Annotated in this window: 10 protein-coding genes; 3 read left to right on the top strand and 7 right to left on the bottom strand. The window is 62.1% G+C overall.

The window, feature by feature from the left end:
- Positions 1-8: 8 nt before the first annotated feature.
- From KBB96_RS03150 to KBB96_RS03120, 7 genes are all read right to left on the bottom strand, one after another.
- On the bottom strand, positions 9-389 hold the full coding sequence (locus KBB96_RS03150) for a YraN family protein (RefSeq protein WP_211632154.1): 381 nt from the start codon (positions 387-389) through the stop codon (positions 9-11).
- Complete coding sequence (locus KBB96_RS03145) at positions 376-999, bottom strand: ribonuclease HII (protein ID WP_211632151.1); 624 nt, start codon at positions 997-999, stop codon at positions 376-378. The genes KBB96_RS03150 and KBB96_RS03145 overlap by 14 nt, the downstream gene beginning before the upstream one ends.
- A gap of 6 nt (positions 1,000-1,005) precedes the next feature.
- Positions 1,006-1,566 (bottom strand): CAP domain-containing protein, encoded by a 561-nt coding sequence (locus tag KBB96_RS03140; protein WP_211632148.1) that lies wholly within the window; start codon positions 1,564-1,566, stop codon positions 1,006-1,008.
- A 187-nt stretch (positions 1,567-1,753) separates the two neighbouring features.
- Positions 1,754-3,340, bottom strand: a complete 1,587-nt coding sequence (locus KBB96_RS03135; protein ID WP_211632145.1) for a glycerol-3-phosphate dehydrogenase/oxidase — start codon at positions 3,338-3,340, stop codon at positions 1,754-1,756.
- 28 nt (positions 3,341-3,368) lie between these two features.
- Positions 3,369-4,859 (bottom strand): glycerol kinase GlpK, encoded by a 1,491-nt coding sequence (glpK, locus tag KBB96_RS03130; protein ID WP_226373632.1) that lies wholly within the window; start codon positions 4,857-4,859, stop codon positions 3,369-3,371.
- A gap of 34 nt (positions 4,860-4,893) precedes the next feature.
- The gene (locus KBB96_RS03125) at positions 4,894-5,658 is read right to left on the bottom strand and encodes an MIP/aquaporin family protein (protein ID WP_211632139.1); all 765 of its coding nucleotides are present in this window, start codon (positions 5,656-5,658) and stop codon (positions 4,894-4,896) included.
- A 25-nt stretch (positions 5,659-5,683) separates the two neighbouring features.
- On the bottom strand, positions 5,684-6,406 hold the full coding sequence (locus KBB96_RS03120) for a hypothetical protein (protein WP_211632137.1): 723 nt from the start codon (positions 6,404-6,406) through the stop codon (positions 5,684-5,686).
- Between the two features lie 280 nt (positions 6,407-6,686).
- On the opposite strand from KBB96_RS03120, the gene KBB96_RS03115 reads away from it, so the two are divergent.
- From KBB96_RS03115 to KBB96_RS03105, 3 genes are all read left to right on the top strand, one after another.
- Positions 6,687-7,457, top strand: coding sequence for a DeoR/GlpR family DNA-binding transcription regulator (locus KBB96_RS03115; protein ID WP_211632135.1), 771 nt, complete (start codon positions 6,687-6,689; stop codon positions 7,455-7,457).
- Positions 7,458-7,465: 8 nt separating this feature from the next.
- The gene (locus tag KBB96_RS03110) at positions 7,466-7,951 is read left to right on the top strand and encodes a GNAT family N-acetyltransferase (RefSeq protein WP_211632133.1); all 486 of its coding nucleotides are present in this window, start codon (positions 7,466-7,468) and stop codon (positions 7,949-7,951) included.
- A 319-nt stretch (positions 7,952-8,270) separates the two neighbouring features.
- Positions 8,271-16,532, top strand: a complete 8,262-nt coding sequence (locus tag KBB96_RS03105; RefSeq protein ID WP_211632131.1) for a choice-of-anchor D domain-containing protein — start codon at positions 8,271-8,273, stop codon at positions 16,530-16,532.
- Positions 16,533-16,560: the final 28 nt, after the last annotated feature.

Raw genomic sequence — 16,560 nt, 5'->3', positions numbered from 1 at the left:
CAGCCCTCTCAAAACGCATCCTCGATCCGGTGGACGACGGGCTTGCAGCCCTCCTCCACCGTGACTTCGATGACATCGAAGCGCCACGGAATGTCATTCCGCTTCAGCAGCTCGCGCCAGTGGCCGGCACCACGTTCGATCAGCGCCCGCTTGTCCGCATTGACCGCGTCATAGCCGCGGATCTTCGCTCCTTGGCGGCGGGTCTTCACCTCGATGAACAACAGCAGCTTCCCCTTGCGAGCGACAATGTCCACCTCACCGCCCCGTGGCGCGCGGTGATTGCGATAGAGCACCTTTTCACCTTGGGCGCGCAGCCACGCCGCTGCCACACGCTCGCCGAAATCCCCGATTTCCTTCCTCCCCAATGGCGATCCATCACGCGCCGTCAAGCGGCAGGGTGAGTTGAGACACCGGCTGAAACGACCGGCGATGAATGCGGCAAGGCCCATGGGAACGCAACGCGGCGAGATGCCCGGGAGTACCATATCCCTGGTGCCGCTCAAAGCCGTATTGTGGAAACTCGCGGGCGGCTTCCTGCATCCAGCAATCCCGCGTCACCTTTGCAATCACGCTGGCGGCGGCAATCGAGAGCGAAAGACCATCCCCCTTGACCACGCCATCATGCGGCCACGGAAAGACGGGCACCGGGAGGCCATCGATCAGGCAATGCTCCACCTCCATCCGGAGTTCGGACACCGCCTGCCGCATCGCCAGATGAGTGGCGCGGAGGATGTTGATCGAATCGATCTCCTCCGCATGCACCAGCGCGACCGCCCATCGGACCTTCGCATGGGTGGTCAGCTTCGCGTACAGAACCTCGCGTTTCGCGGGAGACAGTTTCTTGGAATCGTCCAGACCAGGGCACGAAAACCGTGGTGGGAGCACCACCGCGGCGGCGGCCACGGGACCGGCCAAGGGGCCGCGTCCCGCTTCATCCACGCCCGCGACAATGCGCAGACCACGGGCGTGAAGGGCTTTTTCGAGTCTGAGGTCGGGCATCCGCCCTCAGTATTGATGGAGACGGTCAGCCATTTCCATCCGGTTCAGCACCGGAGTGCCAAAAAGTTGGGTGGCGAACACCGTTCCATCCTTGTCCACAAGCACACCGATCCCGGTATCGGTCCAGCTGGCACTCATGTTATAGTCATGACCCTTGGAATTCGACCACATGCGCACGAACGAGGGCATGGAGGTCGTCTTTGCCACGGCCACGTTCTCGGCGAGCGTGGTGATGTTCAGGTACGATCTGGCCTTCAACGCACGCCCCTCGAAGCCAAGGTGGCTGACGTTCTTGCCACCATCGGCGGAGAACTTGCCGCGGTTCAGGCGCATGAACTCACAGTGCTCCTGGGCCATCCGGTCGAGACCGGGATTGCGCACCAGGGCATTGCGGCCTTTGGCGGCGCGGTAGGAATTCACGTTCGCCAGAAGCTGGCCGCCGAGCGACTTGTCAGCCGAGGAAGCGGAGAACGAAACAGGGACTTTGGTGACAGGCGGCGCGGCGCACGAGACCAGGAGGCCCGTGGCAAGCGCAACCACTGCGGGGAGGCAGGTTGCAATTTTCATGTTGGGACAGCACGGGTCGGACTATCCCCAAAAAATTCTGACAGTAAAGAAATTTTTAACTTGTTAGATTCCTCACCATGAGCTTAGCCAAATTTTTTAAGAAAACCCATATTTCATATACCCGGATCCAATACAGTTTCAAACCATCCCGTTCCAGCACATTGCGTGCTGGAACGGGGATTTCCGATCAACGGGAAATGGATTCAGGCGACCCGAAGACATAGCCTTGGGAAACGCGGCGATAGTGTTCCACCTGGGCGGCCTCCCATGCGGCATCCCGGCCCATTTCCCTGCCTAACAAAGCCGCAACCACCGGCGCGGCCTCCTGGCTGGCACGGGCATGGAGCAGCAGGCTGCGGCTGCGGCGGGCGAGCACGTCCTCCACCGTGCGTGCCATTTCCTCCCGCGCATGCCAGATCACCTCGGCACGGGTCAGTGCCAACTCCGGATGCACGCGTTCCGACAGGGAGGAATCGGCGGCCGCCAGTCCGCGGATGGAGGCCGCATCGCTGCCATACACCTGAAGATGGGGCTCGGGAATCGGCTGGTGGGTCCAGCCATGGATGGGCAGATCGACCGTATGGCACCGCCGGCTCTCCACACCCGCGACCATCTCAGCCTGGTCGATTACATCCTCGCCCATCTTGCGGTAGGTCGTCCACTTTCCACCCGTGATGGTGATCAATCCGGACTCCGCCACCAGGATCGTATGGTCCCGGGAAAGCGCGGCGGTATCACTGCCATCCCCGGCTTTCACCAGCGGACGCAGGCCCGCGTAGATGGAGAGCACGTCCTCCGGACGGGGATCGCGGGTGAGGTAACGGGCGCAGTGTTCCATGATGAAGTCGATCTCCTCCTGCAAGGCACGCGGCTCCAGACTGTGCGCGGGCACCGGAGTATCCGTGGTCCCCACCACCACATGATCGTGCCACGGTACGGCGAACAACACGCGGCCATCCGCCGTCTTTGGCACCATAATGGCCGCTTTGCCCGGCAGGAACTCCTTCGGCAGCACGATATGAATACCCTGCGACACCGCGACGATCGCCTTCGAGTCCGGTACATCCTGACGCCGCAGGTCATCCACGAAAACACCGGTGGCATTGATCACGGCACGACCGCGGATGGTGAACTCCGTGCCGCTTTCCTCATCGATCGCGCGCACGCCGCTGATGAAGCCATTCTCTTTCAACAAGCCGATACAACGCGTGTAGTTTGCCAGCAGCGCACCATGTCCGGCGGCGGTCTTCGCCAGATCGATGGCCAATCGTGAGTCGTCGAACTGCCCGTCGTGATAGACCACACCACCGGTGAGATGTTCCGTTTCCACTGTCGGGATCGCTTCAATCGTCTCCTCACGTGATAGCATGCGGCTGGGTCCCAGGCCGAGTTTTCCCGCCAGTTGGTCATAGACCTTCATGCCGATGCCGTAGAATGGGCCTTCCCACCACTTGTAGCTGGGTATGACGAAGGCCAGATCGTGGACCAGATGCGGGGCGTTCTTCGCCAGACGACCGCGCTCGCGCAGGGCTTCCAGCACGAGGCTGACATTCCCCTGCTTGAGATAGCGGACGCCCCCGTGGACGAGCTTGGTGGAGCGGGACGAGGTGCCTTTGGCAAAGTCCGCCATTTCAATGAGCGCCACGGAATGGCCACGGGTGGCGGCATCCACCGCCGCACCGAGGCCAGTGGCCCCGCCGCCTACGATGATGAAGTCGAAGGGTTCGCTGCGGTTGCGGATGGCGTCGAGATGTTGGGATCGGGAAAAAGACATGGATTCGGGGGTAATGGGTGGAGTGGGGTCATTCGGCTTTGCCCTCTTCCCAATCAAGCGACCGGGAAACGGCTTTAGCCCAACCTTTGCACAGCTTGGCAATGGAATCCTCCGGAGCCTTGCGCTCGAAGGTGGCATCGACCTTCCAGTTTTTCGCGATGTCCTCGCGGGATTCCCAGAAGCCGACGGCAAGGCCCGCCAGATAGGCGGCACCCAGCGCGGTGGTTTCCGTATTGCTCGGGCGGATCACGCGCGTGCCGAGGATGTCCGCCTGGATCTGGAGCAGCAGGTCGCTGCGGGTGGCACCGCCATCCACACGGAGCTCCGCCAATTTCAGGCCGCTGTCTTTTTCCATCGAGCTGATGAGGTCCGCGCTCTGCAGGGCGATGGCCTCCAAAGCCGCGCGGCAGAAGTGCGCGCGGTTCGTACCACGGGTGATGCCGAAGGCCGCACCACGTGCATACGGGTCCCAATGCGGCGCGCCGAGTCCGGCAAACGCCGGAACGATGTAAAGACCTCCGCTGTCCTTCACCGTCGCCGCCAGCCTGTCGCATTCGGCGGCGGATGAAATGATCTTCATCTCATCGCGCAGCCATTGGATGGCCGCTCCCGCGATGAAGATGGAACCTTCCAAGGCATACTCGGTGACATCCCCGATCTTCCACGCCACGGTAGTAAGAAGATTGTTCTTCGAGGCCACCGCCTGCGTTCCTGTATTCATCAGCATGAAGCAACCGGTGCCGTAGGTATTCTTGGCCATGCCCTTTTCAAAACAGGCCTGCCCGAACAAGGCCGCATGCTGGTCCCCGGCCATACCCGCGATGGGCGTGCCATACTCGGTGGTGCCATAGACCTCCGAACACGAACGAACCTCCGGCAGCAGTTCCTTCGGAATGTCGAGGATCTCCAGCAGTTCATCGTCCCACCGGCCTTCATGGATGTTATAGAGCAGCGTGCGACAGGCGTTGGTGGCATCGGTGACATGCACCTGGCCATCGGTGAGCTTCCATACCAGCCAGCTATCGACGGTACCGAAGGCGAGCTTGCCCTGCTTCGCGAGATCACGCGCGCCTTTCACGTTGTCGAGGATCCAACGGACCTTCGTGCCGGAGAAATACGGATCGAGCCGCTTGCCGGTCTTCGCTGTGAAGACGGCCTCCTTCCCTTCCCGCTTCAGCTTCGCGCAGAAGTCGGCAGTGCGTCGGTCCTGCCAGACGATGGCGTTGTAGATCGGTTTGCCGGTCTCACGATTCCACACGATGGTGGTCTCGCGCTGGTTGGTGATGCCGATGGCGGCGACATCGCGGTCGGAGGCATCGGCCTTGCCCAGCACCTCGGAAAGCGTGGCGCGTTGGCTCGACCAGATCTCCATCGGATCGTGTTCGACCCAGCCGGGCTGCGGGTAGATCTGTTTGAACTCGCGCTGGCTGACTGCGATGCCGGTGCCACTCTTGTCGAAAAGAATCGAACGCGAGGAAGTGGTGCCCTGGTCGAGGGCGAGAATGTAACGGGGATTCACGTGGTTGGGATGATTGGAGTTTTTTGAGATGGAATCAGCCTGCGAAGCCGAGAGCCTTGAACAACAGACCGCCGGCAATGCCGCCGGCAATAGGAGCGGCGACCGGAATCCAGGCATAGCTCCAGTCGGAGCTGCCCTTGTTGGCCACCGGCAGAATCGCGTGCGCGATGCGTGGCCCAAGGTCGCGGGCCGGATTGATCGCATAGCCGGTGGGACCACCGAGCGAGAGACCGATCGAGAACACCGTAAGCGCGACAAGCAAGGGAGACCACCACGTGGCGGCGATGCCAGCCATCGCATCCGCGGCTTCTCCGGCGTCCATCGTGTTTCCGGCATTCACACGACCAATCGCCATCACCGCGAAGACCAGCATGGCCGTTCCGATGAACTCGGTGATGAAATTCGGCACCGTGGACCGGATCGCCGGGGCCGTGCAGAAACAGGCGAGCTTCGCCCCCTTGTCCTCGGTCGCCCCCCAATGGCTGAGATAGGTGAGCCACACCAGCGTAGCACCGGCGATGGCACCGCCGAGTTGGGAGGCGATGTAGCCGGGCACCTCCGCCCATGGAAAGCCGCCGGTGGTGGCAAGCGCGAGAGTGACGGCGGGATTCAAATGCGCCCCGGAAATACGACCGGTGGCGTAAACAGCCAACCCTACGGCGAAGGCCCAACCGGCGGTGATGACGATCCAGCCGCCGCTGTTGCCCTTCGATTTGGCGAGGACCGCATTGGCGACCACGCCATTGCCGAGCAGGATCAGGATGGCCGTGCCGACGAACTCGGCGAGATAGTGGTTCATGATTCGGATGGTTTTTGGTTTGGATTTAGAAGCTGATGGAAAGGGTCAGGGCACCCCACAGCTCGTTGTCGCCATCAAAAGTGTCCAATGGCAGGGCCAGCCCAACGGCGGGCGTCAGGGAAACCTGCTTGGTGATCTTGTAGGGAGCGGTGAGGCCGATGGTGAGATTGTCCAGGCCATCACTGCCGGTGGGTCCGCGATAGTGCTGGGAGAAGCCAATCGAGGCATAGGGAGCGAGCGACAGGCGCTCGGTGATCTCACGGGTGTATTTGATGCCGAGCTCCTCGTACCAGCCGTCCGCATCCTCATTGTAGCCCACGTGCATCCAGGTCGAGATGCCGTTCTTGAAGTCGTGCGAAAGCCGCAGGTAGAACTCGACGCTGTCCGAGGAATGGTAGTCGGGGAAATGATACCAGATCACGCCGAGAGCGGCATCCACCGGACCGAAATCGTGGTGGACATAGGCGCTGGGAGTGAGCTCCTCATAATCGGAATTGGTACCGCTGCCGTGGTAAAGATTGAAGTGGAGGAAGTCCTTGTACTCCACGTCCAGTCCCTGCCACAGGTTGGCGCTGCCCATGCTGGAGTCGGCTCCCCGATAGACATGCAGCGATTCATAACCTGCGGTCAGCGAGAATGCGAAATCCCCCTCCGAGCGGGTTTCATAGGAAGCCGGCAGCTCTCCGGCGGACAGCAGCGGCGCGGAGGCGAGCATGAGGAGGGCGGCGGGCAACAGATGGTTTTTCATACGCATGATGGCGATGTGGGTTTGATGATCGGATTGAATGAATCCGATGCACCCATCCCCTCCTCCGGCACATTTGAAAAGCAGTTTTGAATGCCACGGAAATCCTTGGAAATCAACTCGATTGGACCCAGCAGAACGTCTCTTTCGTTATACCCAACAGTATCCATTCTTTCGGTTGGATTCGCGTGGATTGCGGTTAGGATTTCCCACTGAAACCCAAGGCGGACCCTTCCCGGTTATTTTGTAATCGCGGGGGAAAACCCGTATCCCGGAACCAAAAATGCTGCCACTCAAACGCCACCAACAGATCCTGCGCCATCTCCAGCAAACCGGCAGCATCCGGAGCCTGGATCTCGCCGCCCTGCTGGGGGTGAGCCATGAGACCGTTAGAAAGGATCTGGCATTTCTCCATGAAGCCGGGGAACTGGAACGCACTCACGGCGGCGCCGTGCTGCCAATGGGATCGGCACGTGCGGGTCTCCCGCTGCCGGAACGCGCCGCCTTCCATCATGAGGCGAAACTGGCGATCGCAGCCGCAGCCGTGCAACTCGTGCCACCACGCGCGGTGATCTTTCTCGATGCCAGCTCCACGGTACTGCGGATGGCCGAAGCACTGCCCTACGACATTCCATTGACCGTCATCACCAACGCCCATCACGTGGTGGTGGCATTGGCGAAGCGGCCCAACATCAATCTCATCTCCACCGGTGGCACCTACGAGGACCGATCCTGCGCCTACACCGGCGTGGTGGCGGAAGATTCGATCCGCCGCTATCTGGTGAGCCTCGCGTTTCTCGGCGTGGACGGACTCGATGCCCGCCACGGCGCGATGGACATCAATCCCGGACACGCCCTGCTCAAGGAGCGGCTGCTCGGCAATGTCGAAAAGGCCGTCGTTCTCGCCGACCATAGCAAGCTGGGCGTGACCAGCAGCCACATCTTCGCACGTCCGGATCAGATCCACCAGGTCGTCACCGATCCACAGGCCGATTCCGCCAGAATCAGCGAACTGCGCGGAGCCGGCATGGACGTCATCGTGGCATCCGAATAACTTCCGCCATGGAAATCCGCAGAGCCACCGACGCCGACCACGACGCTGTTTGGGAAATTTTCCGCAACGTGATTGCCGCGGGTGACACCTACGCATTCGACCCGGCCATGCCGCGGGAAAAGGCCATCGGCTATTGGTTCGCCGATGGTGCCGCCACCTATGTCGCCTCGGAGAACGGAAAAATTCTCGGAACCTATATCCTCAAGCCCAACCAGCCGGATCTCGGTTCCCATGTGGCGAATGCGGGCTACATGGTGTCGGACGAGGCGCGCGGCAAGGGAGTCGGCTCCGCCTTGTGCAGGCACTCCATGGAAGAAGCCACGAAACAGGGCTATCTCGCCATGCAATTCAACATCGTGGTGAGCACGAACGAAGCCGCTGTCCACCTTTGGCAAAAGCATGGCTTCCGCATCATCGGCACCACGCCCAAAGGTTACCGCCACCAGAAGCTCGGCCTGGTGGATACCTACATCATGTTCCGCGAACTCGTCTGAGTGACGAGACCCGGGTCGACAGTGTGATCCTTTCGTCCCACGGGATTCGTGGCCGGAAACTCCACTTATGTAAACCAATGCCCGGGAACTTCCCGGCATCGTTGTTCTCCACCCATCCAAGATAGCGGAATGGATGCAGAGCCGGTCAAAAAATGACGGGCCAAATAGTCTTGCGACATCCCCCGCAGTGAGGGTTCAATGCGATTGCCTGAATGGCCTTTATCCGCACCCGCGGTAAAGCATCCTCGTCTTTTGAACAAACGCATGACGGCCCCTCAAACGGTCCGTCCGTTTCAAATCCCGAACCCCCAATCGGGCCATGAACACACCCTCCCGCTTCCGATGTGCCGGGTGCCTTTTCGGCATGCTGGTATTCCTGCTGACACTCACCTTGGCCCAAGCCGACAACTGGCGGCCCGCCGGCCCGAATTCCGATGGCCGGCCGATGTACGGCACATGGTTTGCAAGCCCCACCGAAGGATGGGCCGTGGGCACGGACGGAGGCGCCATCCGTCATACGATCGATGGCGGCCTGACCTGGTCCGACCAACCCACCGGCCTCTCTGGATCGACGACGATCTTCTATGCCATCTGGGGCACGGATGCATCGAACGTTTGGGCCGTGGGCTCCGGCAGCACGATCCTGCGTTACAATGGAACTTCGTGGGCACTGCAAGGACTCTCCTTCACTCCCACGGCGAACAACCATCTATGGGGTGTATGGGGTGCGGACGCAAACAACGTCTGGGCCGTGGGTGGCGATTCCTTCGTCGGTTCCGGCACGATCTTCAAATGGAATGGCAGCACCTGGACCGCTCAAACCTCCGGCACCACTCAAGTCCTCCAAGGAGTGTGGGGCACGGGAACCACCAACGCATGGGCGGTGGGCTTCTCGGGCACGATCCTGCGCTGGAATGGCAGCGCATGGTCTCCGGAAACCTCCGGCACCTCCGCCACCTTGAATGGCATTACCGGCGTGGACGCCTCCAACGTCTGGGCCGTGGGCAATGGCGGCGTGATCCGGAAATGGGACGGCTCCTCATGGACCGCACAAACTTCCGGCACCTCCGCGGCCCTCCGGCACCTGTGGGCGGCGGATGCGAACAACGTGTGGGTGACCACCGGCGGGAACGACGTTTTGAAATGGGACGGCAGCAGTTGGAGCTCCCAGGCCACAGGAGCGGTCAACTCGCTGCTGAGCATCTCAGGTGGAAACGCCAGCAGCGTCTATGCGGTGGGAGAGCATGGCAACATCGTGAAATGGAACGGCAGCGCGTGGAGCACACTCGCCACCGGACCACCCGGAACACTCGCGGGCATATGGGGTGCCAATGCCAACAACATCTGGGCGGTGGGGGCGAATGTCGGGTTCGCGTCCACCATCGTGAAATGGGACGGAGCGTCATGGACTTCACAGACGCATCCGAATGTTTTCCGCTTGCGGGGTGTATGGGGTGCGGATGCGAGCAACGTCTGGGCCGTAGGCGACGCCGGAGCCATCCTCAGGTGGGACGGCAGCACATGGTCCACGCAAACCTCCGGCACCACCCGCAATCTCTACGCCATCTGGGGCGCGGACGCGAACAATGTCTGGGCGGTCGGCCAGTTCAATACCGTCCTCAAGTGGAACGGTTCCTCATGGAGCGTGCATGACCCCACCGCCGGTGTGGATCTCTATGCGGTGTGGGGCACCAGCGCGAACAACGTGTGGGCGGTGGGTTATGCGCCGACCAGCAGCGGCATCATCCGACATTGGGATGGCTCCTCATGGAGCTACTTCACCGGGCCGCCCAGCGGCGATCTGACCGCCATCTGGGGCACCAGCAACAGCAACTTCTGGATAGGAGGAAACAATGGCAAACGCTACCGCTGGGACGGGTCCACCTGGGTCAACCATTCCACCGTGGTATCGGACTGGTTCACCGGCCTGTGGGGCGATGGCACCGGCAATGTCTGGGCGGTGGGACTCTACGGCCGCATCGACAAGTGGAACGGCTTGTCCTGGTCGACCGAGACTCTGAACACCACCGAGCACTGCACCGGCGTATGGGGCATGAACGGTTCATTGGTGTATTCCTCGATGAGCAACCAGATCCGTACCAACGCGCCCTTCGCGCCTGCCGTTACCACCCAGGCCGCCACTTCCATCACGCCGGCCGGAGTGACGCTGAATGGCACCGTCAATCCGGGTGGTGGCGTGACCTCCGCCCAGTTCGACTACGGCCCGACCGCGGCCTTCGGCCAAAGCGCGACCATCACCTTGAGCCCGAACAACGGCACCACCACGCAGAACGTGAGCACTACGGTCAGCGGCCTGGCTCCCGGAACGCTTTACGTGTTCCGCGCCTCGGCGACGAACGCCTTCGGCACCGCGCTCGGCTCGAACCAGGTCTTCACCACACCGGACGCTCCGGACATCGCCGTGGAGCAACCCGCCGGAAGCGGTCTCCAGGATGGAGTTTCCTCGGTGGGATACGGGGACGTGCTGACGGGCAGCTCGCTGGTGAAAACCTTCACGATCCGCAATACCGGCAATCAGACGCTCAACAGCATCGCGGTCACCAAGGACGGTGCGAACGCGGGCGACTTCACGCTCGGCTCCCCCGGTGTCACGACACTCGCTCCGGGCGCGAGCACCACCTTGGACGTCACCTTCAATGCCAGCACCACGGGTGCCCGCACCGCGAACCTCCACATCACCAGCGATGATCCGGACGAGTCCCCTTTCGACCTCGTGCTCACCGCCACCACCACGGCGCGGGAAATCGCGGTGGAACAACCCGCCGCCACCAATCTCACCGACGGTAGCAGCACCGTGGCCTATGGCAACGTGATGGTCGGAGCTTCCCTCGTGAAAACCTTCACCGTCCGCAACGTCGGCACCAGTGTGCTGACACTCACGGGTGTGACGAAGGATGGCACCAACCAGGCCGAGTTTACGGTGGGCTCGCTGAGCGGCACCAGCGTGGCACCAGGTGCAACGGTGACATTCAATGTCACCTTCATCCCCACGGCTCTGGGCGCCAGAACCGCTGCCATCCACATCGGTAGTGACGATGCGGATGAAAACCCGTTCGACATCGCACTCACCGGCAATGGCACCGGACCGGAGATCACGGTGGAACAGCCCTCACTCAACAACGTGCCCGATGGCGGCACCGTGGCCTATGGCAGCACCAATCTCGGCACGCCGGTGGTGAAGACCTTCACGGTCAAGAACAGCGGCAATTCGAACCTCACTCTCACCGGAGTGACCAAGGATGGCACCGATGCCGCGGACTTCACGATCGGCTCGCTGGGTTCCACCGTAATCGCGCCCGCTTCCGTCACGACCTTCAACGTCACATTCAATCCGAGTGTTCTCGGCGCGAAGACCGCCGCCATTCACATCGGCAGCGATGACTCGGACGAGAACCCTTTCGACATCACCCTGACCGGCACCGGCACGGCTCCGGAAATCGCGGTTGAGCAACCGGCTGGCACCGACCTGACCGATGGCAGCAGCACCATCGACTACGGCACGCTTACCGTAGGCTCGCCTTCGGTGAAAACCTTCACCGTCCGCAACACGGGCAACTCCACGCTGACTCTCTCCGCCATCACGAAGGACGGAACGAACGCCTCGGAGTTCACCGTTGGCTCGCTGAGTTCCTCCAGCATCGCACCGGCCGCCACCGCGACTTTCACCGTCACCTTCACACCGGCCTCCATCGGTGCGAAGACCGCCGCGATCCATCTGCCGAGCAATGATGCGAACGAAAACCCGTTCGACATCGCGCTGACCGGCATCGGCACCGGACCGGAAATCGCGGTCGAGCAACCCGCAGGCACCAACCTGACCGATGGCAGCAGCACCATAGCCTATGGCAGCACCACGATGGGAACGCCGGTGGTCAAGACCTTCACCATCCGCAACCTCGGCGATCAGGATCTCACCGGTCTGGCCGTGACCAAGGACGGCAGCAACCCGGGCGACTTCACCATCGGCTCGCTGGGAGCGACCACGCTCGCGGCGGGTGCCAGCACCACCTTTGACGTCACCTTCAATACCTTCAGCCCCACCGCACGCAGCGCTGCCATCCACATCGCCAGTAACGACGCGAATGAGAATCCCTTCGATCTCAACCTTACGGGCACCGGCACCGGGCCGGAGATCGGACTGGAGCAACCCTCCGGCACGAACCTTGCGGATGGAACCTCGACCGTCGCGTGGGGCGGCGTGGTGGTGGGGACATCACCCGTGGTGAAGACCTTCACGATCCGGAACAACGGCACCACCCTGCTGAGCGGTCTCGCCGTCTCGGTGGATGGCACGAATGCATCGGAATTCACGGCATCCGCTCCGGGAGTGAATGCCTTGAACCCGGGATCGAGCACCACCTTCACGATCACCTTCAATCCCGCCGCCAACGGTTTCAAAACCGCGGCCCTTCACGTCACCAACAATGACGTGGACGAGAATCCATTCGACGTGGCCTTGACCGGCTCCGGCACGACCGCGCCGGTGAACTGGCGGGTGGCGGGCGCGAATGCCGATGGACGCCCGCTGGAGAAAGTGTGGTTCGCGGATGCCAACAACGGCTGGTCCGTGGGCGGGAATACCCTCAACTACAGCTCCATCCGCAGCACCACCGATGGCGGCCTGAATTGGAACAGCCAGCTTTCCGGATTCCAACTCGACCTCAAGGGCGTGTGGGGCACGAACACCAGCAACGTGTGGGCGGTGGGCATGTCCGGTGTGATTGTGAAGTGGAACGGCTCGTCGTGGGGTTCGCAAAGCTCCGGCACAGGCAACGATCTCTACGGTGTGTGGGGGCTCGATGCCAACAACGTGTGGGCCGTCGGGCTCTCCGGCACGATCCGGAAGTTCAATGGCTCCACCTGGAGCGCGCAAACGTCCGGCACCACCACCGTCGCCTTCACCTCCGTATGGGGGGCCGATGCCAGCAATGTCTGGGCTGTGGGGACCGGCGGTGCGATCTACAAATTCAACGGCACCTCGTGGGCCGTGCAAACCTCCGGCACCACCCAGATCCTGCGGTCCGTCTGGGGAACCGCCGCCAACAACGTGTGGGCAGTCGGCGATGCCGGGACCATCGTAAGATGGAACGGCACTTCCTGGGCGGCCCAGACCTCCGGCACCACAACCACGCTGTATTCCGTCACCGGCACCGATGCCAACAACATCTGGGCCGTGGGCAACACCGGCTTGATCCGGAAATGGAATGGCACGGCTTGGTCCACACAAACGTCCAACACCACCCAGCCGCTTCATGGCAACGTGCATCCCAGCGCCACCACCGGCTGGGCGGTGGGTGAAGCCGGAGCCATCCTGAAGTGGAACGGCACCGCATGGAGCACCACCAGCTCCGGCACCGGCGGAGCCTTCCCTTTCCGTGGCATGTGGGGCAGCGACGCGGACACTGTCTGGACCGCCGGTGATGGTGGCCTGATCTACAAGGGCAATGCCACCACCGGCTGGACCCCGCAGACCTCCGGCACCACCAACGCGCTTTATGGAGTGTGGGCGGCGGATGCCACCAACATCTGGGCCGTGGGCGCGACCGGCACCATCCGCAAAGGCAATGGCACCACATGGGCCGCACAAACCTCCGGCACCACCAATCTGCTGCTTGCGATACATGGCCTGAACACCACCAACCAGTGGGCGGTGGGACTCGGTGGCATCATCTTGAAAGGCAACGGCACGACCTGGGCGGTACAGACCTCCGGCACGACGAACCAGTTGAACTCCGTACACGCCATCGATGCCAACAATGTCTGGGCGGTGGGGGCCGCAGGAACAATCCGCAAGTGGGACGGCACCGCGTGGGGCGCGCAGACCTCCGGCACTGCCAATGCCCTGTACGACGTGTGGGGGCCGGACGCCAACAACCTCTGGGCCGTGGGAGCTACTGGGACCATCGTAAAATGGAACGGCACCGCGTGGAGCGTGAAAACCTCCGGCACCACCAGCGATCTGAATGCGATCTGGGGCACGGACACCACCAACCTCTGGGCCTGCGGGCTCAACGGACTGCTGCTGAAAAGCAACGACGGCGGGGAATCGTGGATCGCGGATGTCTCGAACACCACCGCCACCCTGAACGCCCTGTGGGGATCGGGCTCCACGCTCTACACCACGGGCAATGCCGGGGTCATCATGACCAACATCGGGATTCCGCCGGTCCCCACCACCCTCGCCGCCACCAGTGTGACCGCCTATGGCGCGACGCTGAATGCAACGGTGCATCCGGAGGGCGTGGTGACCACCGCGAAATTCCAATACGGCCTGACCACCTCCTATGGCACGGATGCCATCGTCACCCTGTCCCCCAACAACGGCAATGCGTTCCAGAACGTCTCGGCCGTCCTCACGAATCTCGCCTCAAACACGACCTATCACTTCCGCATCAGCACCACCAACAGCGGTGGCACGGTGACCGGCTCGGATCTGACCTTCACCACTCCGGCCATCGCGGAGATAGCCGTCGAACAACCGGCCGCGACGCCGCTGACGGATGGCTCCGGCACCGTGGGCTTTGGGACCACGCCATCCGGAACACCGGTGGTGAAAACATTCACCATCCGCAACACCGGAACCGCCAATCTCACGCTCGGCACGATCACCAAGGACGGCACGGCTGCCGCCGATTTCACGATCGGCGCTCCTGGAGCCACGACCCTCGCTCCAGCCGCCACCACAACTTTTGACGTCACGTTCAATCCCAGTTCATTCGGTGCCAAATCCGCCGCGATTCATATTGCCAGCAATGATGCCACGGAGAGTCCGTTCGACATCGCTCTCACCGGCACCGGAGCCGCGCCCGAAATCGTGGTGGAACAACCGGCAGACACGGACCTCGCCGATGGCAGCGCATCGATCTCCTTCGGCAGCAGTGCTCCCGGCAATCCGGTGGCACGGACCTTCACCATCCGCAATACCGGCAATGCAAACCTGACACTGACGGACATCACCAAAGACGGCCCGAACCAGGGAGACTTCGTCATCGGCACCCCGGGAGCCACCACCATCGCACCGGGAGACAGCACCACGTTTGAGGTCACCTTCACTCCGGCCGCCACCGGAGCAAGAACCGCCGCCCTTCACATTGCCAGCAATGACGCGGATGAAAATCCTTTCGACATCGCCATGGGTGGTACCGGCGCGGCACCGGAGATCACGGTCGAGCAACCGGCAGGCACGGATCTCACCGATGGCTCCGCCACCATTGCCTTTGGCGACTCTCTCGTCGGCACACCGGTGATCCGCACTTTCACGGTGAAGAACACCGGCATCAGCGATCTCAACGGGATCTCCATCACCAAGGACGGAACCGATGCCGCCCAGTTCGCCGTGAGCGCACCGGGTGCCACGACCCTCGCAGCCGGAGCGAACACCACCTTCACCGTAACCTTCACACCGGCCAGCAGTGGAGCCAAATCCGCCGCCATTCACATTGCCAGCGATGATGCCGATGAGAATCCCTTCGACATCGCACTCGGTGGCACGGGAACGGCACCCGAGATCGCCATCGAACAACCGGTCGGCACCGGTCTCACCAGTGGTTCTGCCACGGTTTCGTTCGGAGATGTTCCGACAGGCACGCCACAGGCGAAATCCTTCACGGTGAAAAACACCGGCACCGCCACCCTCACCGGACTGGCACTCACGATGGATGGAGCGGACGCCGTTCTCTTCAGCGCCACTACCATTCCCACCACGCTGGCGGCGGGTGGCAGCTTCACGTTCGACATCACCTTCACTCCCACCACCACCGGATCGAAAACAGCGGCCCTGCACCTCGCCAGCAGCGATGCCGACGAAAACCCATTCAACATCGCGCTGACAGGAAATGGCACCGTTCCCGAGATCGCCATCGAACAGCCGGTGGGAACCGGCCTCACCGATGGCACCTCCAGCGTCGCCTTTGCGGATACTCCGGTCGGCGGCTCATCCATTCTCACCTTCACCATCCGCAATACCGGCACCGCCGATCTCACCGGACTGGCAGTGACGAAGGATGGTACCGGTGCCTCCGCCCTGACCCTCGGCGCACCTGCGGCTACCACCCTCGCTCCGGGAGCCACGACGACCTTCACCGTCACGTTCAGTCCCAGTTCGGGTGGTGCCAGCACAGCGGCCATCCACATCGCGAGCAATGATACGGACGAGAATCCCTTCGATATCGCTCTCACCGGCAACGGCACCCTCATTGTTTCCAACTGGCGCACGACCTTCTTCGGCAGTCCCGACAACTCCGGTGACGGAGCCGATCTCGCAGATCCTGACAACGATGGCTTGGAAAACCTGCTCGAGTTCGCCCTCGGACTGAATCCCACCTCCGGAGCTTCCCAGCAGCTTCCCCAGCCGCTCACGGCGGGCGGGAATCTCACCCTGAGCTTCACCGAGCCAACCGGCATCGATGGAATCATCTACGGTGCGGAATACACCAGCAATCTCTCCCCGGGCAGTTGGTTGCCCGTCGCGGATACCGGCACCGGTGGAAACCATATCTTCTCGGTTCCCATGGCCGGAAATCCGGGCCTTTTCATCCGGCTCGTGGTGACCGCGGAGTGAAGCCGACCTCTTCAGGCAACCTCGGATC

It is taken from the genome of Luteolibacter ambystomatis, assembly GCF_018137965.1.
Taxonomy (GTDB): Bacteria; Verrucomicrobiota; Verrucomicrobiia; order Verrucomicrobiales; family Akkermansiaceae; genus Luteolibacter; species Luteolibacter ambystomatis.
Note: the sequence above shows the minus strand (reverse complement) of the source record. Positions and strands in the feature narration are given on the sequence as shown.

What these genes read in the sequence shown, in the direction of transcription:
- KBB96_RS03145 (WP_211632151.1), bottom strand. Translation starts at nt 999, where the DNA reads ATGCCCGACCTCAGACTCGAAAAAGCCCTTCACGCCCGTGGTCTGCGC.
- KBB96_RS03140 (WP_211632148.1), bottom strand. Translation starts at nt 1,566, where the DNA reads ATGAAAATTGCAACCTGCCTCCCCGCAGTGGTTGCGCTTGCCACGGGC.
- KBB96_RS03135 (WP_211632145.1), bottom strand. Translation starts at nt 3,340, where the DNA reads ATGTCTTTTTCCCGATCCCAACATCTCGACGCCATCCGCAACCGCAGC.
- KBB96_RS03125 (WP_211632139.1), bottom strand. Translation starts at nt 5,658, where the DNA reads ATGAACCACTATCTCGCCGAGTTCGTCGGCACGGCCATCCTGATCCTG.
- KBB96_RS03120 (WP_211632137.1), bottom strand. Translation starts at nt 6,406, where the DNA reads ATGAAAAACCATCTGTTGCCCGCCGCCCTCCTCATGCTCGCCTCCGCG.
- KBB96_RS03115 (WP_211632135.1), top strand. Translation starts at nt 6,687, where the DNA reads ATGCTGCCACTCAAACGCCACCAACAGATCCTGCGCCATCTCCAGCAA.
- KBB96_RS03110 (WP_211632133.1), top strand. Translation starts at nt 7,466, where the DNA reads ATGGAAATCCGCAGAGCCACCGACGCCGACCACGACGCTGTTTGGGAA.
- KBB96_RS03105 (WP_211632131.1), top strand. Translation starts at nt 8,271, where the DNA reads ATGAACACACCCTCCCGCTTCCGATGTGCCGGGTGCCTTTTCGGCATG.